At 65.0% G+C, this 19,610-nt stretch carries 18 protein-coding genes; 1 reads left to right on the plus strand and 17 read right to left on the minus strand.

The window, feature by feature from the left end; all coding sequences use genetic code 11:
• Nucleotides 1–69: 69 nt before the first annotated feature.
• The 16 genes from GQB03_RS06975 to GQB03_RS07050 all read right to left on the minus strand — a co-directional run bounded on the left by GQB03_RS06975 (nucleotide 70) and on the right by GQB03_RS07050 (nucleotide 17,303).
• Nucleotides 70–1,440 (minus strand): ATP-binding protein, encoded by a 1,371-nt coding sequence (locus GQB03_RS06975; RefSeq protein WP_159686546.1) that lies wholly within the window; start codon nucleotides 1,438–1,440, stop codon nucleotides 70–72.
• Nucleotides 1,416–2,078, minus strand: coding sequence for a response regulator transcription factor (locus GQB03_RS06980; protein ID WP_159686548.1), 663 nt, complete (start codon nucleotides 2,076–2,078; stop codon nucleotides 1,416–1,418). Before GQB03_RS06980 ends, GQB03_RS06975 begins: the two co-directional genes overlap by 25 nt.
• Before the next feature lie 4 nt (nucleotides 2,079–2,082).
• Entirely contained in the window at nucleotides 2,083–2,715 is a 633-nt protein-coding gene (locus GQB03_RS06985; protein WP_159686551.1) for a VTT domain-containing protein, read from the minus strand.
• Nucleotides 2,716–2,744: 29 nt separating this feature from the next.
• Nucleotides 2,745–3,503, minus strand: coding sequence for a COG4705 family protein (locus GQB03_RS06990; protein ID WP_159686553.1), 759 nt, complete (start codon nucleotides 3,501–3,503; stop codon nucleotides 2,745–2,747).
• Between the two features lie 36 nt (nucleotides 3,504–3,539).
• Nucleotides 3,540–4,316: a COG4705 family protein gene (locus tag GQB03_RS06995; RefSeq protein ID WP_159686556.1), complete on the minus strand. Its 777-nt coding sequence runs from the start codon at nucleotides 4,314–4,316 to the stop codon at nucleotides 3,540–3,542.
• A gap of 76 nt (nucleotides 4,317–4,392) precedes the next feature.
• Nucleotides 4,393–4,989: an undecaprenyl-diphosphatase gene (locus tag GQB03_RS07000; protein ID WP_159686558.1), complete on the minus strand. Its 597-nt coding sequence runs from the start codon at nucleotides 4,987–4,989 to the stop codon at nucleotides 4,393–4,395.
• 60 nt (nucleotides 4,990–5,049) lie between these two features.
• Nucleotides 5,050–5,388 carry a PepSY domain-containing protein gene (locus GQB03_RS07005; protein ID WP_159686560.1) on the minus strand — a complete coding sequence of 113 codons (339 nt, stop codon included), beginning with the start codon at nucleotides 5,386–5,388 and terminating at the stop codon, nucleotides 5,050–5,052.
• A 96-nt stretch (nucleotides 5,389–5,484) separates the two neighbouring features.
• Nucleotides 5,485–6,618: a glycosyltransferase family 2 protein gene (locus GQB03_RS07010; RefSeq protein WP_159686562.1), complete on the minus strand. Its 1,134-nt coding sequence runs from the start codon at nucleotides 6,616–6,618 to the stop codon at nucleotides 5,485–5,487.
• Between the two features lie 4 nt (nucleotides 6,619–6,622).
• Nucleotides 6,623–8,089 carry an ArnT family glycosyltransferase gene (locus GQB03_RS07015; RefSeq protein WP_159686565.1) on the minus strand — a complete coding sequence of 489 codons (1,467 nt, stop codon included), beginning with the start codon at nucleotides 8,087–8,089 and terminating at the stop codon, nucleotides 6,623–6,625.
• Nucleotides 8,077–9,870: an asparagine synthetase B family protein gene (locus GQB03_RS07020; RefSeq protein ID WP_159686566.1), complete on the minus strand. Its 1,794-nt coding sequence runs from the start codon at nucleotides 9,868–9,870 to the stop codon at nucleotides 8,077–8,079. The genes GQB03_RS07015 and GQB03_RS07020 overlap by 13 nt, the downstream gene beginning before the upstream one ends.
• A 235-nt stretch (nucleotides 9,871–10,105) precedes the next feature.
• The gene (gene gabT, locus GQB03_RS07025) at nucleotides 10,106–11,410 is read right to left on the minus strand and encodes a 4-aminobutyrate--2-oxoglutarate transaminase (protein WP_159686568.1); all 1,305 of its coding nucleotides are present in this window, start codon (nucleotides 11,408–11,410) and stop codon (nucleotides 10,106–10,108) included.
• 32 nt (nucleotides 11,411–11,442) lie between these two features.
• Nucleotides 11,443–12,903 carry an NADP-dependent succinate-semialdehyde dehydrogenase gene (gabD, locus tag GQB03_RS07030; RefSeq protein ID WP_159686571.1) on the minus strand — a complete coding sequence of 487 codons (1,461 nt, stop codon included), beginning with the start codon at nucleotides 12,901–12,903 and terminating at the stop codon, nucleotides 11,443–11,445.
• Between the two features lie 27 nt (nucleotides 12,904–12,930).
• Nucleotides 12,931–13,755 carry an ABC transporter permease gene (locus tag GQB03_RS07035; protein ID WP_159686572.1) on the minus strand — a complete coding sequence of 275 codons (825 nt, stop codon included), beginning with the start codon at nucleotides 13,753–13,755 and terminating at the stop codon, nucleotides 12,931–12,933.
• 10 nt (nucleotides 13,756–13,765) lie between these two features.
• The gene (locus GQB03_RS07040) at nucleotides 13,766–15,031 is read right to left on the minus strand and encodes an ABC transporter permease (RefSeq protein ID WP_159686575.1); all 1,266 of its coding nucleotides are present in this window, start codon (nucleotides 15,029–15,031) and stop codon (nucleotides 13,766–13,768) included.
• A 74-nt stretch (nucleotides 15,032–15,105) separates the two neighbouring features.
• A complete protein-coding gene (locus GQB03_RS07045; protein WP_159686578.1) occupies nucleotides 15,106–16,146 on the minus strand; it encodes an ABC transporter substrate-binding protein in 1,041 nt (346 codons plus the stop codon).
• Between the two features lie 44 nt (nucleotides 16,147–16,190).
• The gene (locus tag GQB03_RS07050) at nucleotides 16,191–17,303 is read right to left on the minus strand and encodes an ABC transporter ATP-binding protein (protein ID WP_159686581.1); all 1,113 of its coding nucleotides are present in this window, start codon (nucleotides 17,301–17,303) and stop codon (nucleotides 16,191–16,193) included.
• A 111-nt stretch (nucleotides 17,304–17,414) separates the two neighbouring features.
• On the opposite strand from GQB03_RS07050, the gene pdxR reads away from it, so the two are divergent.
• On the plus strand, nucleotides 17,415–18,905 hold the full coding sequence (gene pdxR, locus GQB03_RS07055; protein ID WP_159686583.1) for a MocR-like pyridoxine biosynthesis transcription factor PdxR: 1,491 nt from the start codon (nucleotides 17,415–17,417) through the stop codon (nucleotides 18,903–18,905).
• Nucleotides 18,906–19,039: 134 nt separating this feature from the next.
• Here pdxR and GQB03_RS07060 read toward each other — a convergent pair whose 3' ends face one another.
• Nucleotides 19,040–19,573, minus strand: coding sequence for a hypothetical protein (locus tag GQB03_RS07060; protein WP_159686586.1), 534 nt, complete (start codon nucleotides 19,571–19,573; stop codon nucleotides 19,040–19,042).
• Between the last annotated feature and the right edge of the window lie 37 nt (nucleotides 19,574–19,610).

A 19,610-nucleotide genomic window follows, 5' to 3' on the forward strand; every position in this document is an offset into this window, starting at 1 on the left:
GATCTTGACGAATGAATGGTATTGGAATCAATAAGAAAAGCAGGGTATTCCAATACTCGGGACTGTGTGCTACGACTGCGCGACCGCGCGCCTGCCGGTACAAAATTCGACACTCACCCGCAGGCCACGTGACTGCGCGGCATCGGCATAATCCAGCGTCACATCTGCACGGTATCGGTCGGCGATCGCCTTGACAATGGCAAGTCCCAGCCCCGAACCGGCCTCATCGCCTTCAAGCAGACGGTGAAAGGGTTCGAACACGGCCTCGCGATGTTCCGGCGCAATCCCCGGCCCACTGTCCTCGACCTGCAGCGTGATGCAGTCCCCGCGCACGGCCACGGCAAGGTCCACCCGGCCGCCCCTCGGCGTGTACTTGATCGCGTTCTCCACCAGGTTGCCGACCAGCGTCATGAGATCGACTTCGGCCACGGCGAGCCGTGCATCATCATCGCAGCCGATCCCCAGATCGATTGCCTTGGCCTCGCCCTGCGGCAGCAGGTTCTCGATGATCTGCCGGAAGACCTTCTGCACCGAAATCGGCGACGCAGGCGCCTGCGAATATTCCTGCGCCCTGGCCAGGGTCAGGAGTTGGTCGAGCAGCACTTTGGTGCGCTCCATTCCGTGGCGCAGTGCGCTCAATCTTTGCCGCGCCTCGGCCGACATCTCCGCAGCCCCCAACCGTTCAGCCTGCAGCGACAGTGCGGTGAGCGGAGAACGCAGCTCGTGTGCTGCATCGGCGACGAAGCGACGCTGCTGACCGACCGACTGGGCGACCCGGACCAGCATCCGGTTGATCGCCACGACGAAGGGGCGGATCTCCGTTGGCAAGCCGGTGGCACTGAGGGTACCCAGATCCTGCTCGGTCCGACTGTCGAGATCCACCGCCAGCTGTGTGAGCGGCTTGAACATGCGGCGGATCAGATCTGCCAGGACGATCAGCAGGATCGGCGTCAGGATGACGAAGGGCAGCACGGTACGGAACGCGCTGTCACCTGCGATCTCGTCACGCACGGCGGTCTGCTGGCCCACCGCGATGCGTTGCTCGCCGGCCAGCCTCCGGACGAAAATCCGCCATGATTCTCCGCCGACCTCCACGGTCTGCAGGCCATCGGGCAGCCCTGCCGGCAGCAACAGCTCACCCTTAGGACGAGCCGCGATGGCGTCGCCGGCTGCCGGCAGCAGTTGCAGTACGACGCGATCCTCCGGGTCGCTGTCACTGCCCGCGTCCACTTGAGCGACACCGCCGGTTGGCAGGTGGTTGTGGTCGACGAGTGCCGCGATCTGCCGCAGCAGATCATCCTGCAGTTCATTCGCATCGTCGAAGGCCGCCACGAACGAGAAGCTCCCGGCCAGAACGGCCACCGCCAGCGTCAGCGCCACCAGCCACACCGACAGCCTGAACTGCAGCGACTGCCTCAGCTGCTCTTTTGAACCAGCCATCCCGCGCCTCGTACATTCTTGATCGCATCGCTGCCCAGCTTCTTGCGCAGTGAGTGGATCATGAACTCGACCACATTGCTCTCCACTTCGGCACCCCAGCCATACATTCGATCCTCGAGTTCGCTGCGCGAGAGAATCGCACCGGGGCGGATCAGCAAGGCCTCGAGCAAGGCAAACTCGCGCGCCGAGAGCGCAAAGGACTCGCCGCGGGCAGTGACCACCTTGGTGGCCACGTCGAGCGACAACACCCCGTTGGACAACAACGGGCCAGCCGTGCCGCCCTTGCGACGCACCACCGCGCGCATGCGGGCGAGCAGTTCCGCCATCTCGAAGGGTTTCAGCACATAGTCGTCCGCGCCGGCGTCGAGGCCCTGCACCCGGTCGTCAAGCGCGTCGCGCGCGGTGACGATGAGTACCGGCACGGCATCATTGCGACCGCGAATCGAGCGCAGCACCTGAAAGCCATCCTGCTTCGGCAGCCCGAGATCGAGCAGCACGAGATCGTACTTCTGGACCGCGAGCGCTTCGATTGCGGTCTGCCCGTCGCGCACCCAGTCGGCCGCGTAGGCCGCGTCCTTGAGTGCGGCCTCCACGGTCTCGCCGATCATGCGGTCGTCCTCGACCAGCAATACCCTCATGAGCCTATCCCCGGGAAAAGCCGAACCGTGCGGCGAGGTGCCACGCAACCGGGAGTAGCGACAGACCGATCACCCCGGCCGAAAGCAGGCCAAGGTGCGTGCCAACCCAGTGGATTCCGCCGAGTTGATGCCCCGCGAGCAGGAACAGCGGGCTCCAGATCGCCGCGCCGAGGACATTGAAGAGCGCGAAGCGGCGCGCGAGCATGCCCGACAGTCCCGCCATGAACGGCGCAATCGTCCTCACGACCGGAACGAAGCGGCCGATGGTGATGGTCGGCGCGCCGTAGCGCTCGAAATAATCCTTCGTGACGCGGACATGGCGAGGCTTGATCCAGCCGCGGGACAGCACTTGCCGGCCGAGGGCGGAGCCACCGATGCAGTAGTTCAGGCCGTCACCGAGCACCGCCGCCAGGGCGACGATGCAGATCGGGGCAAGCGGCGAGATGCCGTTGAGTCCGAGAAAGGCCCCGGTGGCAAACAACAGGGAGTCGCCCGGCAGGAACGGGAGAACGACGAGTCCGGTCTCGAGAAAGACGATGGTCGCGACCGCCAGCACACCGAGCAGCCAGTTGTGCGCCATCAGCGCCATGAGATGCTGGTCGCCGCTGAGCCAGTTGAGGATTCCGCCTGAGAGCATGTTCGATGTCGCCTTTAGCCGATAAGGTTTTAGTGAGCCCGCGCAGCCGCCCTTTGCCTGAACAGCAGGATCATGCACAGGATCGAGCCGATCAGCACCGCGGAGGCCGAGTAACGACTCAGGGCGAGCCCGCCGTCAGTCACCGGCTTGTCGAGAAAATCGCCGACCACCGCACCGAGCGGCCGCGTGAGAATGAAAGCGGCCCAGAACAACGCGGTCCTCGAGATAGCCGTGCGATAGTAGGCCACCACGACCCCGGCCAGCAGCGCCGCAAAAACGATTGCCCCGCCACTGTATCCCAGCCCCGCGGTCGCTGCAGTCCAGTCGCCGAGCGCGGTCCCGAGGGTCTGCGAGAACATGATGGTGAGCCAGTAGAACATTTCCGCCTTCGGCGAGCTTATCGTCCCGACCGAAACCGAGCCGAGGCTGCGATGCCAGATCGCCAGCGAAGCCAGCAGCATGGCGAACAGCATCGTCGAACCGCCGGCGTAGCCGATACCCAGCGAGCGGTCCGCGAAGTCGGCCAGCGTGGTGCCGACCGTGGTGGTCGCGATGATGGTGGTCCAGTACAGCAACGGGTGAAAGCCGCGCGCCCGTATCTGGGCGATGACGGCGACCACGAAGACCGCGGCGAAGATCGCGGTGCCGAGCAGGTAGCCCAGGTTCATGGACATGGAAACCGCATCGCCTGCGGTTTCCCCCAGCGTGGTTGCGGCGATCTTGATGATCCAGAAGAGCAGTGTCAGTTCCGGAACCTTGGTCAGTGCGCGTTCAATGGACGTGTTCATGGCTTTGCCTTCCTTGCATGTTCTTGATGATGGCGTTCAGGACTCGTCTGCGAGACGGTTCTGCGTGGCGCTCAGATAGCCCACCAGGCCGAGGATGGTGACCAGGAAGATGGCGCTGGTACCGACCGTCCCGAGCCCGAGCCCGCCGTTGGCGAGCGGTTGCGAGAGCAGATCGCCGCACGACGCACCGAAGGGTCGGGTCAGGATGTAGGCGATCCAGAACGCGAGCACCGGGTTGAGGCCGAGGGCGTAGTGGGCAATCGTCACGACAGCGATTGCCGCGCCGAAGAGCACCGCCGAGGTAGCGTAGCCGAGCTGGAGCCCTTCCGCCGCGAGGTCGCCCGCCGCGGTACCGAGCGCGAAGGTGAACAGGATGGCGGCCCAGTAGAACAGTTCGCGACGGGTGGTGAAGATGCTGTGGATCGAAAGCGTTTTCTCGCTCAGGTACCACGCGCTGAAGGTCGCCAGCAGGGCAAGGCTGAAGATCACCGTCGTGGTCTGCAGCGATACGCCGAAGTTATCGACAAGGTTATCGGTCACCAGGGTGCCGAACACGCTGATCAGCACCACCGAAACCCAGTAGATGGACGGGATGTATCTACACGCCCTGAGCTGGGCGAACAATGCAGCCACAAGCAGGCCGCCCATCACCAGCGATGTTCCGCCAAGTCCGAAGCCGAGGTTCACGTTGAGGAAGTCGGCGGCGGTCTCGCCGACCGTGGTGGCCATGATCTTGATGATCCAGAAGAAGAGCGTGACTTCCGGAACCTTGTTGAGCATGGTTTGCGCATCGCGCTGGGTCAGCGTATTCATTATGTTCTCTCCGAAGGCATTCAATGGTTGGCAGGCGCTCACTCTGGCGATCAACTCTTAGCTGAGCCATAGGCCCCTAGGCGCGCACCCAACCCCGCCGTATCAGCGGCGCGAAAAGGCGTCGGTACGCGCCCGAAAGCGCTGGATACGCCCGCTCGATGAGCAACGCGGTATGCCGCTGGCCGAGCCCGCCGGCAAGACCTGCCACCGCCAGGGCGCCGATCATGTCGAGCGGGAAGTGGACACCGAGGTAGATTCGCGCCCACGCGACCGGCAATCCGAGTGCCGCGAGCGTGATTGCGGCACCACGCGAGCGGCGCTGCGCAAGCAGGCTGAAGGCGATCGCCCAGATCACGGTCAGGTGATCGCTCGGGAACGAAGAATCCGCAGCATGGGGCAGGAGGCCATGCCCCAGCCCGATCACGAAGGGTCGCGGGTGCTGCCAGCAAAGCCCGATCAGCTGATTCATCGACAAGCCGACGAGGCTTGCGGTACTCGCCTGCAGCAGGCTCTTGCGCAGGTCCTCACCGCCGCGCAGCCACGCCGCAACGAAGGTGGCAGGGATCAGCCAGATCGCGTATTCGCCGAAGAACATGGCGATTGCGAGCGGCAGTGGCGCGGGCATTGGCGGCGCGTTAAGTAGCAGGAAAAGTGTCTGGTTGAGTTTTTCCATTGAGTATCGGCAAGCGGCCAGCATGCCCGCACCATGCAGCCACGCTGGCCGCGATCATGCTCAATCCGCCTCGTCGTGCTCGTCGCCACCGTCGCGGTCGAGCGTGTCTTCAGCCGAGGCCAGAATGGTGCCCTTGACGGCATCCACCTTGACATCGAAAACCCTGGAGCCGCTGACCACCTCGATTTCGTAGGCCGGGCCGGACCGTGTGTTCTCGAATTCCGCCTTGCTTGCCTTGCCGCCGTGCCGCTGCTCGGCAGCGTTGATGGCCTGCGTGATGGAGATTTTTGCCTTGTCGACGGACAGGGCATCGTTGCCGGCCGATTGAGCCGCATACGCTGCGCCACCAAGTGCCGCAAGCGCCGTCGCAACAACTGCAAGTGTCGATATCTTGTTCATTTCCTTATTCCTTGTGAATGCACGCATACAGGTGCGTGACTCGAAGGCTACGCAGGCTGACTTAGCTGAAACTGAGCCTCCGCGCCACGCCAGGCGTTATCTCGAGGCGGGGCGAGCGCCTTCTTCACGGAACGTCCAGCGCGAGTTCAAGGTGTAGTTGGCGAACCACGCGGGCACCACGCCGGCGAGTTGGCAGAGCTGCGGCGAAAGCGGTCGAAACGCCCGCGAGGCGAGCACGAACGCGAGCGTGCTGACGCTCAGGGTCACGACCGATACGAGGTTGAATTTGAGGCCTCGCAGGTGGAACGGATCCCTGGTTGCCCGCTGACGGAATGTCCAGAAATTGTTGAGCAGGAAATTGGATGCAATCGCCAGTTCCACCGCCAGGGGTGAGGCCACGTAGCGGTTCCACTCCATGCCGAGCAGGATCGTGAAGGCGCCAAGATTCACGATCACCCCCAAGGCACCGACCAGGCCAAACCTGATGAAGGTCTGCGAGTCGTGGAGCCTCAACCGGAAGACGTGACGGACAAACTCGACGATGTCGGCAAGCCGCAGCTTGGAGGCGCCGTGAGCCCGCTCGACGAAATCGACCGGCACCTCTTCCACCCGTGCGCCCCGACGGATCGCGGCGTGGAGCAGCGCCACCTGGAACACGTATCCCTTCACACCCAACCGGCTCAGATCGATGCGCTTCAATAACCCGGTGCGGATCGCACGGAAACCTGCGGTGCAATCACGCACGGAGCCAAGACCCGCCCCGTAGCGGGCAAGCAGGTTTCCGCCACGGGAATTGAGCCGTCGACGCCAGCCCCAGCCGGCCGGGATGCTGCCGCCCGGTACATAACGGCTGCCGATGACAAGATCCGCGCCGCCGACAATGCGCTCAAGCAGACGCGGAATGTCCTCGGGACGGTGCGAGAAATCGGCATCCATCTCGAACACGACGTCGGCGTCGAGCACCTCCACCGCATGCGTCATCCCGCGGATATAGGCGGCGCCCAAACCGGCCTTTTCGCCCTCGATCAGATGAATGCCGGAGGATCCATGCTGCAGGCTGCGCACCCGCTCGGCAGTGCCGTCGGGAGAGTGATCATCCACCACGAGAATTCCGGGCCTCACCGCGGGCATGCGTGAAGCAAGGTGGTGAAACTGGATCCGTATCGCCTCGATCAGCCTGGCGATGTTCTCGCACTCGTTATAGGTCGGAATGATGACAATGACTTTCACGGCACTAGGCCCCGCAACGATAGAAATAGAAGGTCTGGGGGATGAAGCCCGGCGCGCCGAAAGCGAACACCCTCAGCAAGGCGACACGACCGCAGGCCAGGGCAAGCTCGCGGCCCCGCTCCGAGCCGGCGAGGTAGAGCCCCTTCGGCGTCGATGGCGGCTGATTCGTAGCCCACAGGTCGTACTGGCTGTAGCGGCTCGGTGTGGGAATGCGGACCACCGGGTGGTCCGGTGCGTAGAAGCGCAGCAGCGAGGCGGTCGTGTAGTGATCTGCCAGCAGCGGCTCGGCTGGCCGGCGAAGCGCCAGCAGCGCCTGCACCGCGGCGCGGTTCGCATAGAGGCGGTTCAGCGGATTCCACTTTGCGGGCAGGCCCATCTCGACCGGAAAGCGGATCGCCAGCGACAACAGCAGCGCACAGGCGAGCGCTGCCGCCAGGGTCTTGCCGAGGCCGCGCCGGGCGATGAAACCGGCGGCCAGAACGGTGGCCGCGGGGAACGCGACCGCAGCCCAGTTGAGCTCTATCTTGTGAAACAGGCCCTTCCAGACGAAGAAGGCCAGCGGCAGAAGGAAGAACGCTGACAGATAGGCAGTCGGGCCGTCCCGCCGGGTCTTGTCGGCAAGGACCGCCGTCACCGCCACGACGAACAGCACCGGCGAGACGATCATCGCGGTGCCGGCCAGAAACCCGATCCACGGCCCCCAGCGCAGCACCGCATCGGGGCTCGTGCCGTGTCCGTACTGAAAGGCAAAGCTGATCCAGTGATGCTCAGAGTTCCATAGCAGCACGGGCGAAAAGACCAGCACCGCAACCAGCATGGCGAGCCAGCTGTCACCGCGCGCGAGCACGTCGCGGCGACGCAACAGCAGGAACGCCAGCAGCGCACCGGGAAACAGGATGGCGGTGTATTTCGACAGCAAGGCGCAGCCGACCGCGGCTCCGGTCAGCAGATGCCAGCCTCGACCGCCTGAAAACACGGCGCGCTGGCCGGCATACAGGGCGAGCGTCCAGAACAGCATCAGGGGCGCGTCCGGCGTGACCACCAGCACGTTGAACTGGGTCGCCGGCATGACGAGGAAGCAGAGCAGCGCAATGACCGCGGCCCGCTTGCCGTACACATCGCGAGCCAGCGCCTGGACGAGCCACGCGCTCAGCCCGGTGCATAGCAGCGGGACGAGGCGCACCGCGGCCTCGCTGGTGGCCAGCATGGTGGCGAGCCGGAGCAGCCAGGCGACCATCGGCGGGTGATCGAAATACGACAGCGCGGGCTGCCGGCTCCATGCCCAGTAGTAGGCTTCGTCACCGAACAGCGGCAGATGTGCGCCGTACAAGGCCTGCAGCGCCAGGAACAGCAGGATCAGCGCGACCAGTCCGAACGGCTGCCCGATCCGCTCGAGCACCGTCAGCTCGGTCGGCGGCGAGGCGGAGGCTCGGTCGACATCGGGCCCGACTACCGCTGTCACAGGATCCACGCCAGCGGATCTTCATCGGGTGTCGGCGCCACCCCCGGCCGCAGCACGAACAGGCTGTACCAGATCGCGAGGTGCAGCAGCCGCCACAGCGCTTCGGCGCTGCGGCCGTTGGTGCGCTGGTCGGAAAACAGCCGGGCCACGCCGGCAGGCTTGAACCACTGCGCAACGACAGCGCTCGCCATCAACGCCGGCTCCAGCCTGTCGAGATACTCGTCGCGCAGCAGGTGCCCGATCGGCGCGTGAAAACCGCGCTTGCGTTGCATCACGTGATCGCGCGGCAGATGGGCGCTTGCCCACTCGCGCAGGAAATACTTGCCCATCCGGCCGCGGACCTTGAGGCGGTCAGCGAGCGAAAGGCCGAAGCGGACGATCGCCGGATCCACAAAGGGCATGCGCACCGACGCTTCGGTATCGTTGAGGTTTCTCCCCACCTTGACGGCCAGGGTGTTCGGAAAGACGGTATCCAGCTCGATGGTCTGGGCGCGCCTCAGCCAGCTGTGCTCGCGTGAGGTGGCCGTCCACCCGGCGATCAGATCCGCGCGCTTCGACGCTCCCGGCTCGAGCAGGTGCTCCCCCAGGATTGCGGCCACCTGGGCTGTTTTCCAGAGGCCATGAGTTCGCCAGCCTCCCGTGCCGGGTACAAGGATGTTGGCAAAACATCGCTGGAAGGCCTTGCGCCGATAGGCGCCGTCGCCGGCGAATACGTCGTCGGCGCCCTCGCCGGTAAAGATCGTGCAGTCGCTCGAAAACGCCGCCGAGGCCAGCGATGTGGGCAACGCGGCCGGGTCGTCCATCAGCTCGTCGGTCCGCCACACCATCCACGGGATATGTCGCCATAAAGCCTCGCGGCCGAGCCTGAGCTCCCTGTGACGGGTCGCGAACAGCTCGGCGATTCGCCTCGCGGCGGCGAGCTCGTCGCGCGCCTGAGTGAAGTCGTACCCCACCGCCAGGGTCTGGACCGGCGCATCGGCAGTCCTGCTCAGCGCGCTGCAGATGAGCGCCGAATCGAGCCCGCCCGACAGCAACAGGCCGCACGGCCGCTGTGGATCGACCATGGCGGCGATGGTTGGCTCGAAGAGCGCGTCGAACTGGCGTCTGGCGCTGTAGAAGTCCGAGATGAGCGCGCTGCCGTACCGGCTGACGGTGACGCTCCGGCGGCGGATACGCAGTTCCCTGTCGACCTCGATCAGCTCTCCGGGCATGAGGCGTTCGATACCGCACAGTGCGGTCCGCTTGTCCCCACTGAAGCCATGATCCAGGAACATCGCGAGGACGGCGGGGTTCGCTTCCGGCCGCTCGCCGAGCAGGCTGGCGAACGAGCCGAGTTCGGTCGCGAAGGCAATCCGGTCGGATCGGATCGCGACGTAGAGCGGCATCACGCCAGCGGCATCGCGACCGAGTACCAGCGTGCCGTCGACGTCGTCGTGCAGGGCAAAAGCGCAGCCGAGCCCGCCACCGAGCTCGACCAGTGCGAGAGCATCGAGCGTCGCCGAAAGCACCTGCGATGCCCTGACCAGCGCCGCACCTTGCCGGCCACCGCCGGTGACGACGAGCTGACGTCGTCGGTCGGTGGAGCGCAGGCGAAGTGCGGACGGGCCGCTCCACAGGGCCAGAGCCGGCAACGGACGTAAAGCCGGGCCCGCATCGAGAACCCCCGGTAGCGGCATGCGACCGCGGTCTCCGTGAGCGAGCCGGAACACGCCGGCAAAGCCACGACATCCGGCGCCGGAGGATTCGAGCCCCGCCACGGACTCGAATCTGCTTCCGTCAAAGACATCCATTCCGGCCCCCCGTCCCGCCGAGCACCCTGCGGTGCGATGGGGAAGAGCCTAGGGGACGATACTTAGCCGGGAATTAGGGTCGGGGCAGCCACGCCGCCACGACAGGGTGCATCGACGCTTCCAACGCGGTCTTCCGCGAGGATGGTCGACAAAAAGGCCGGTGCATCGCTGCACCGGCCTGAGCCCAGGTGCCCGGCCGGACCCGAAGGAAACCGGACCGGGCCGTGCCGGCGGCTTAGCCTGCCGCGGCCTCGATCGAGGCGGCGAGGATGTCGAGGCCTTCGTCGAGCACGTTCTGCTCGATGGTGAGCGGCACCATCAGGCGCAGCACGTTGCCGTAGATGCCGCACGAGAGCAGCAGCAGCCCGCGCTTGAGCGCTTCGGCGACGATCGCCTTGACGAGATCGGCGGCCGGTCTTGCGTGGTCGCCATCGTGGAAGAACTCCACCGCGACCATGGCACCGAGGCCACGCACGTCGCCGATGCACTTCTGGCGTCCGCCCAGCTCGCGCAGGCGGGCCTGCATGTGCGCGCCGATCTCGGTGGAGCGCTCGCACAGATTCTCGGATTCGACCACGTCGAGCACTGCCAGCGCCGCGGCACAGGCCATCGGCGCGCCGGCGTAGGTGCTGCCGAGGCCGCCCGGGCTGAGGCTGTCCATGATGTCGGCGCGTCCCACCACCGCGGCGATCGGAAAACCGCCGCCGAGACCCTTGGCCATGGTGATGATGTCGGGTACCACGCCGCTGTGCTCCATCGCGAACATCTTGCCGGTACGGCCGACGCCGGTCTGAATCTCGTCGGCGATGAGCACGATGCCGTGCTTGTCGGCCAGCGCGCGCAGGCGCTGCAGGAACTCGGCCGGCGCCGGGTAGTAGCCGCCCTCGCCCTGCACCGGTTCGACGATGAAGGCGGCCACGCGCTTGGCCTCGATATCGTTCTTGAAGAGGGTCTCGATGCCGCGCATTGCATCATCCACGCTCACCCCGTGCAGCGCGCAGGGGTACGGCGCGTGGTAGATCTCGGCCGGGAAAGGACCGACGCCAAGCTTGTAGGGGTCGACCTTGCCGGTAAGCCCGAGGGTCAGCAGGGTACGGCCGTGGAAGGCGCCGGTGAAGGCGATGACCCCGGGGCGGCCGGTGTAGCCGCGGGCAATCTTGACCGCGTTCTCCACTGCCTCGGCACCGGTGCTGACGAAGAAGGTCTTCTTCGGGGCATCGCCGGGCGCCAGTTTGTTGAGGCGCTCGGCGAGGCGCAGGTAACCGTCATAGGCCACCACCTGGAAACAGGTGTGGCTGAAGTGCGGGATCTGCGCCTGCGCGGCGGCGACGACCTTGGGATGGCAGTGGCCGGTGTTGACCACGGCAATGCCGGCCACGAAGTCGATGTAGCGTCTGCCTTCCACATCCCACAGCTCGGCATTGAGCGCCTTGCTGGCAAAAAGCGGATGGGCCTGGCCAACGCCACGCGGCAGGGCGGCGCCACGGCGCGCCATGTAATCCGCGTTGGTCATGCCCGGCGGCAGGGTGTTTGCATTCATGCTGTTCTCCTGGGTTTAAAGAGCGGTCGTGCTTATTGCACGCCGCCCATGCACAAGTATTTGATTTCCAGAAAGTCCTCGATGCCGTACTTGGAGCCCTCGCGCCCCAGGCCCGACGACTTCATGCCGCCGAAGGGCGCGACCTCGGTCGAGATGATTCCGGTGTTGATGCCGACGATGCCGTACTCGAGCGCGGCCGAGACCCGCCACACCCGGTTCATGCCGGCAGCGTAGAAGTAGGCGGCGAGGCCGAACTCGGTGTCGTTCGCCATGCGGATCGCCTCGGCCTCGTCCTTGAAGCGGAACAGCGGCGCCACCGGCCCGAAGGTTTCCTCGCGCGCCACCATCATGTCGGTAGTCACGTCGGCGAGGATGGTGGGCTCGAAGAAGCTGCGGCCGAGCGCGTGACGCTTGCCACCGGCAATCACCCGGGCACCCTTGCCGAGCGCATCGGCAATGTGTTCCTCGACCTTCTCGACCGCATTCATGTCGATCAGCGGCCCCTGGCTGGTGCCGGCTTCGAGGCCGTTGCCGACCTTGAGCTTGGCCACCGCGGCGGCGAGCTTGTCGGCGAAGGCGTCATACACGCCCTCTTGCACCAGCAGGCGGTTGGCGCACACGCAGGTCTGGCCACTGTTGCGATACTTGGAGGCGAGCGCGCCCTCCACCGCCGCGTCGAGGTCGGCGTCGTCGAAGACGATGAAGGGGGCGTTGCCGCCGAGCTCCAGCGACAGCTTCTTGACCGTCGGCGCGCACTGCGCGGCCAGCTTGACACCGACTTCGGTCGAGCCGGTGAAGGTGAGCTTGCGCACGATCGGGTTTTCGGTGAGCTCGCCGCCGATCTCGCCGGCCGAACCGGTGACCACACTGAAGACACCCTTCGGCACGCCGGCACGCTCGGCCAGCACCGCCAGCGCCAGCGCCGAGTACGGCGTCTGGCTGGCGGGCTTGAGCACCATGGTGCAGCCGGCAGCAAGCGCGGGGCCGGCCTTGCGGGTGATCATGGCGGAGGGGAAGTTCCACGGCGTGATCGCCGCGCACACGCCGATCGGCTCCTTGGTGACGACGATGCGCTTGTCCGGCTGGTGGCCGGGGATCACATCGCCGTAAATGCGCTTGCCCTCTTCGGCGAACCACTCGATGAAGGATGCGGCGTAGCCGATCTCGCCACGCGATTCGGTGAGCGACTTGCCCTGCTCGGAGGTCATCAGCACGGCGAGGTCTTCCTGATGCTCGAGCATGAGCTCGAACCAGCGGCGCAGGATCTTCGAACGCGCCCCGGCGGTCAGCGCGCGCCACGCCGGCCATGCCGCGTTGGCGGCCTCGATGGCACGGCGGGTTTCGGCGCGGCCCATCTTCGGCACCGTGCCGAGGCTTTCACCGGTGGCCGGATTGGTGACTTCGATGGTCGCGCCGGCATCGGCATCGACCCATTCACCATCGATGTAGCAGCGGGTGCGGAAGAGTGCGGCGTCTTTTAGATTGAGGCTCATGATTATTGTCCGTGAAAGTTGGGGAGGTCAGCTGCGGATGCCGCGGATGCGTTCGTTGCGACGTCGCAGTGCCTCAAGGGTAATCAACATCAGGGTCGACAGCACGATGAGGATGGTCGCCACCGCGGCGATCGCCGGGCTGATGTTCTCGCGGATGCCGGCAAACATCTGGCGCGGCAGCGTGGCCTGTTCCGGGCTCGCCAGGAACAGGGTCACCACCACCTCGTCGAAGGACGTCGCGAAGGCGAACAGGCCGCCGGAGATGATGCCGGGCAGCACCAGCGGCAGGGTGACCTTGAAGAAGGCGCTCACCGGGTTGGCACCGAGGCTCGCAGCGGCACGCACCAGGTTGAAGTCGAAGCCCTGCAGCGTGGCGGTGACGGTGGTCACCACGAAGGGCACGCCGAGCACCGCGTGGGCGATGATCAGGCCGGTATAGCTGCCGGTGAGGCCGAGCGGCGCGAAGACGATGTACATCGCCACGCCGGCGATCACGACGGGCACCACCATCGGCGAGATCAGCACCGCGGTGAGTAGCGCCTTGCCCGGGAAATCGGTCCGTACCAGGCCGATCGCGGCGAGGGTGCCGAGGATCATCGCCAGCAGGGTCGACAGCGGCGAGACGATGAGGCTGTTGAGCATCGCCTTCTGCCAGACGGCCGAATTCATGATCTCGGCGTACCAGCGCGTCGAGAAGCCGCCCATCGGATACATCAGGAAGGTGTCCGAATTGAATGACAGCGGCACCACCACCAGGATCGGCAGGAACAGGAACAGCAGCACCAGTCCGACCAGGCCGCGCATGGCGTAGTACCAGACGCGCTCGACGGGAGAAGCATAGGGTTGCAGCATGTCGGTCTCCTCAGCGCGCCTTCACTGCCTTGGCCGACGGGCCGAGGTAGCGGGAATAGATCATGTAGAGCACCAGCGTGGCCGCCAGCAGCACCGCCGACAGTGCGGCCGCCATGCCCCAGTTGATGGTCTGGTTGGTATAGAAGGCGATGAAGTAGCTCAGCATCTGCTCCTGCGGCCCGCCAAGCAGTGCGGGGGTGATGTAGTAGCCCATGCACATGATGAACACCAGCAGGCCGCCGGCGCCGATGCCCGGCAGGGTCTGCGGGAAATACACCTTCCAGAAGCTCTTGAAGGGCGGGCAGCCGAGCGATACCGCGGCACGCATGTACACCGGGGAGATGCCTTTCATCACCGAATACAGCGGCAGCACCATGAAGGGCAGCAGGATGTGCACCATAGCGATATAGACGCCGGTACGGTTGAACAGCAGCGGCACCGGGCTGTTGGTGAGGCCGAGCCACATCAGCAGCTTGTTGATGAGGCCCTCGTTCTGCAGCAAAACGATCCATGCCGCGACCCGCACCAGCACCGAGGTCCAGAAAGGCAGCAGCACGAAGATCATCAGCGTATTGCCGTGCTTGACCGGCAGGTTCGCCATCAGGTACGCCACCGGAAAACCCAGCGCCATGCACAGGCCGGTGACGATCAGGCTCATCCAGAAGGTGCGCGCCAGCACGTCCACATAGACCGCCTCTTCGGGCGGCGCGGTGACGATGTCGCCCTTGGCGTCGACGCTGCGGTCGATCGCGGCGAGCAGGTAGAAGGCGGTGGTGGCAGAGCCCGAGCGCTTGATCGCCTGCCACGGCTCGACGGTGCCCCAGCGCTCGTCGATCTCGATCAGCGCGCTGCGCGCCGGTTCGCCCTCGGCGAGCGGCAGCTTGCGCGCGGTCTTCATGATCAGCGAGCGGTAACCGGTCTCCTCGCGGTTCAGGCGCTTGGCGACCGCCGCGATCGCCGGGCTGCCCCTGGCAGCCTCGAGCTCTCCGGCCAGCGCCTTGAATGCCGCCTCGGGCGGTACCTCGCGACCGTCCCAAGCCTTGAGCGCACGCAGGGTCTGCGGAAGATTGTCGTGCACCTCCGGGTTCTCGACGCTCTTGGTCATCAGCGAAGCGATCGGCCACACGAAGACCAGCAGCACGAACAATGCGAGCGGCAGGATCAGGGTACCGTAGAGCAGCTTCTTGCGAAGTTCGGCACGGCGCAGTCGCTTCTTGAGCGACGGCTCGGGCCGGGTCGAGACAATCCCGGCGGCGGTCGGTGAGGCTGCGGTCATGGCACTTTCCGGTTCAAGGGAGGAATCCGCGCCGGGGCTATTCAAGCGCCCGGCGCACGAAAGGTCCGATCAGCTCAGCGCGCGGCCCATGCGTTGAAGCGCTGCTCGAGATCCTCGCCGTTCTCGACCCAGAACTCGGTGTTGCTGGCCAGCGCGCCCTTGAGGTTCTGGGGTGCGGTCGGCAGATCGGCGGCAATCTTGGCATCGATGCCGTTGATGCCTTTCAGATGCGTCGGGCCGTACGGAATCTCTCCGGCGAACACGCGCTGATTCTCGGGCTGGCTGGCGAACTTGACGAACTTGTAGGCCTCGTCACGCTTGGGAGTGCCCTTGGGGATGGCCCACGAATCGACGTCGTAGATGCTGCCGTTCCAGACCACCTTGAGGTTCTTGCCTTCCTTCTGTGCTGCAGCGATGCGGCCGTTGTACACCGAGCTCATGACCACGTCGCCCGAGGCGAGCAGCTGCGGCGGCTGGGCGCCCGCTTCCCACCACTGGATGCTGGGCTTGAGTTCGTCGAGCTTCTTGAACGCGCGCTCCACACCGGCCTTGGTACCGAGCACCTTGTACACATCGGCGGGCGCGACACCGTCGGCCATCAGCGCGAATTCGAGGGTGAACTTGGCACCCTTGCGCAGGCCGCGCTTGCCCGGGAATTTCTTCACGTCCCAGAAGTCTGCCCAGGAGGTCGGCGCGGTCTTGAGCTTGTCGGCGTTATAGGCGATGGCGGTGGACCACACGAAGATGCCGATGCCGCAGTCGGACACAGCCTTGGGCAGGAAATCGCTCTTGGGTCCGATCCTGCTGTAATCGAGCTTCTCGTAGAGACCTTCTTCGCAGCCACGCACCAGCTCGGGCGATTCGACCTCGACCACGTCCCAGGTCACGTTGCTGGCTTCGACCATGGCCTTGATCTTGGCCTGTTCGCCGTTGTATTCGCCGGGCACGACCTTGCCCTGGCCACTCTTGTCGAAGGGCGCGTAGAAGGCCTTGGCCTGCGCCTTCTGGTTGGCGCCACCAAACGAGATGACGGTGATGTCTGCGGCAGCGCTGCCGGCGACAGCCATCGCGGCGACGGCGATGACGCTACGGACGAAGGATTTATCGAGCTTCATGAAGCGGACTCCTGCGGTTGTCTTGGGTGTGGGTGGTGGAGATGTCAGGCCGTCTGTATCGGATCGAGTGCGCGCACATGCGCGGCATCGATGCCGACACGGATCGAATCGCCGCGGCGCATCGAATGATCGAGCCGGGAAATCGGGGTCTTGATGGTGAAGTTGCTGTTGCCGCAAAGGTCGACGCGGATGCGCACCTGATCACCGAGGTAGATGAGTTCCTCGACGCGGGCATCGAGACGATTGACCGAGTTGTCGCCATCCGCATCGAGCATGACGCGCTCGGGCCGCACCGACACCAGGGTGCGCTCGCCCATCGCGACGTTGCCGGTGCGCGCACGGATCGGCGTGCCGCAATCGAGACGGACCTCGCATTCGCTCCCCTGGATTTCGGTCACCGTGCCGGCCAGCGCGTTGTTCTCGCCGATGAAGTTGGCCACGAAGGAGTTCGTCGGCTCTTCGTAGAGCCGCTCGGCGGAATCGATCTGCTGGATGATGCCTTTGTCGAACACCGCGATGCGGTCCGACATGGTGAGCGCCTCGCTCTGGTCGTGGGTGACGAACACCACGGTCACACCGAGGCTCTGCTGGATGTGCTTGATCTCGATCTGCATCTGCTCGCGCAGGTTCTTGTCGAGCGCGCCGAGCGGTTCGTCCATGAGCACCAGCTGCGGCTCGAAGACCAGCGCCCGGGCCAGCGCGATGCGCTGCTGCTGACCACCCGAGAGCTGCTGCGGATAGCGGTTGCCGAAGGCGCCAAGCTGCACCATGTCCAGCGCCCGGCGGGCCTTTGCATCGCAATCGGCGGCGGGCAGCTTGCGCGCCTTGAGCGGGAAGCGCAGATTCTCGAGCACCGTCATGTGCGGAAACAGCGCGTAGTTCTGGAACACCATGCCGATGTTGCGCTTGTGCGGCGGCAGACGGTTGATGACGTTGCCATCGAGACGAATCTCCCCGCCAGTGGGGGTCTCGAAGCCGGCCAGCATCATCAGGCAGGTGGTCTTGCCGGAGCCGGACGGCCCCAACAAGGTGAGGAACTCTCCACGCTGGATGTCGAGATTGAGATCCCGAACGATCAGCGTTTCGCCATCGTAGGTTTTCTGCACATTGCGGAAGCTCACATGGACCGCTTCCTGCCCGCCGACCGACTCGTTCATCCCGACTCCCTTGCATTGAACCGCTGCGTTGAATACATGCTATGCAATAAATCGGCTTCCCGCTGAACCAATTTCTATAAAATAGCTGGGTCCAATTTATGGTGCGGCGCAATGGATACCCGGCTCAGTTGCGAACTCATCGTTCAGTCCTTCGGCCGCCAGCCGGCTTCCGGCGGAACACGCGCGCAGCTCTATCTGACGATTCGGCAGGCGATTCTCGAGCACCGCCTGGACCCCGGCACCGCCCTGCCGGCAAGCCGCCAACTCGCCGCAGAACTGGGCATCGGGCGCAATACGGTGGTCCGCGCCTATGACCAGTTACTGGTCGAGGGCTACCTCGAAAGCAAGACCGGATCCGGCACCTTCGTCTCCGAGGCAATCGGCAACACCGCGGTACCGGTGCGCCCGAAACGCATGATCGGCACGCGGCAGGAAGGTTTGTCGCGGCGCGGAAACCGGGTCGCCTCGAGCGCCTTGTCCAGTCGCGTTCAGGCCGGGGCCTTCATGCCGGGCATTCCCGATGTGACCCATTTCCCGTTCGAAACCTGGCGGCGTCTGGTCAGCAAGCAGATGCGTCACGAGCAGCGCCACCTCGCCCAGTACGGCTACGGCGGTTACGGTCCGCTCAAGGCGGTGCTGGCCGACTACCTGCGCGTGACCCGCATGATGGCCTGCTCGCCGCAACAGATCATGATCCTCAACGGCTCCCACCAGGCCCTCGATCTATGTGCGCGCATGCTCGGCGACGCGGGTGACAAGGCGTGGATGGAAGACCCCGGTTATTGGGGCGCGCGAAACGTCATGACCGCCGCCGATCTCGAGATCAAACCGATCCCGGTCGACGCGCAGGGCATTGCACCGCGCGACAACGACTGGAGCGAGCCTCCACGGATGATCTTCGTCTCGCCTTCCTCCCAGTACCCCACCGGTGCGGTGCTGTCGCTCGAGCGACGACTGAGGCTGCTCGAATACGCCGAGAAGAACCGCATCTGGATCATCGAGGACGACTATGACAACGAGATCCGCTACCACAGTCACCCGGTCGCCTCGCTGTTCGGATTATCGGCGGCGCAGCGCGTGATCTATGTCGGTACTTTCAGCAAGGTGATGTATCCGGGGCTGCGCCTCGCCTATCTGGTGGTGCCCGAAGATCTTGTGGAGGCCTTCATCACCGGCAACGCGGAACTCTACCGCGAGGGTCGCATGCTCGAGCAGGCCGCGCTCGCCGAATTCATCGACGCCGGCCATTTCACCACGCACATCCGGCGCATGCGCGGCATCTACGAAGAGCGGCGCGACCGCCTGCGTGAAGTGCTCTCCTCCCATCTGGGAGAGCTCGCCACACCGTTTGGCGGATCCGCCGGACTGCACCTGCCGGTGCGCTTCAACCTGCAGCTGGACGACGTCCAGCTCGCCGCCGAGGCCTTGCAGCAGGCAGTGGTGTTCCGGCCGCTGTCGATGTATTCGATCGACCCCGACAACCGTCTGTACGGCATGAACCTCGGTTTTGCGGCGGTCCCCACGGAGAAGATCGAGGCGCCGGCGCTCAAGCTTGTGCGGCTCGTCGAAGGCCAGGCCCGGAAAAATGCGGGGCAGCGTTAGCCGGTCCGGATAGGTTCGGCTTCGACCGCGGGCCGAGTACACCCGACCGTTTCCGGGCGGTCCGCTCCACCGGAATGAAAAAACCCCGCAAGACACCCGCGGGGTTCGTTGTGCGGACCTCGGCGCGCGGGATGCTACATCCGTCCCAGATCCTGGATGGCATCGACCACCATCCCGGTACCGATCGCGATCAACAGGATATCGGCACCGACACGGACGTAGCGATGCATTGCCGGTGGCACCCCGAGTTCAACGACGATGGCTGCCGGCGGGTCGTAATAGACCACGTCGCGCGGCAAGGGGCGGCCAATCTGCCATTTCCTGGCCTGCCCGGGCGGCAGACAGCCGTTGCGCTTCTTGGCGAGGCCCGGCGGACAATGTCCCGAACGGAACTCGTCCTCGTAATAGCGACTCACCAGGTGCCGATGACGGTCGGTGAAGTAGTGGCGCATCAGCCGGTCGTCGCCCCGGTCGTACCCACCGGCCTCACGGCGATCATCTCGATAACCCTGCCGGTCATGTCTGTCGCTCTTGGCATGGGATTTCTGCTCGTGCTTGCCATTGCCCGCCCAGTCCGGTTTGTCGGCCAGAGCGGGCGCAGACGCCAGCCCCATGGACAGGATCACCGCCAATACCGCCCCGCACCCACGATTGCGTCCATTGTTCATGTGCACCTCCTTTGTCCATCGGCCGATTCTAGTCCCT

This window comes from Cognatazoarcus halotolerans (assembly GCF_009800965.1).
Lineage (GTDB): Bacteria > Pseudomonadota > Gammaproteobacteria > Burkholderiales > Rhodocyclaceae > Cognatazoarcus > Cognatazoarcus halotolerans.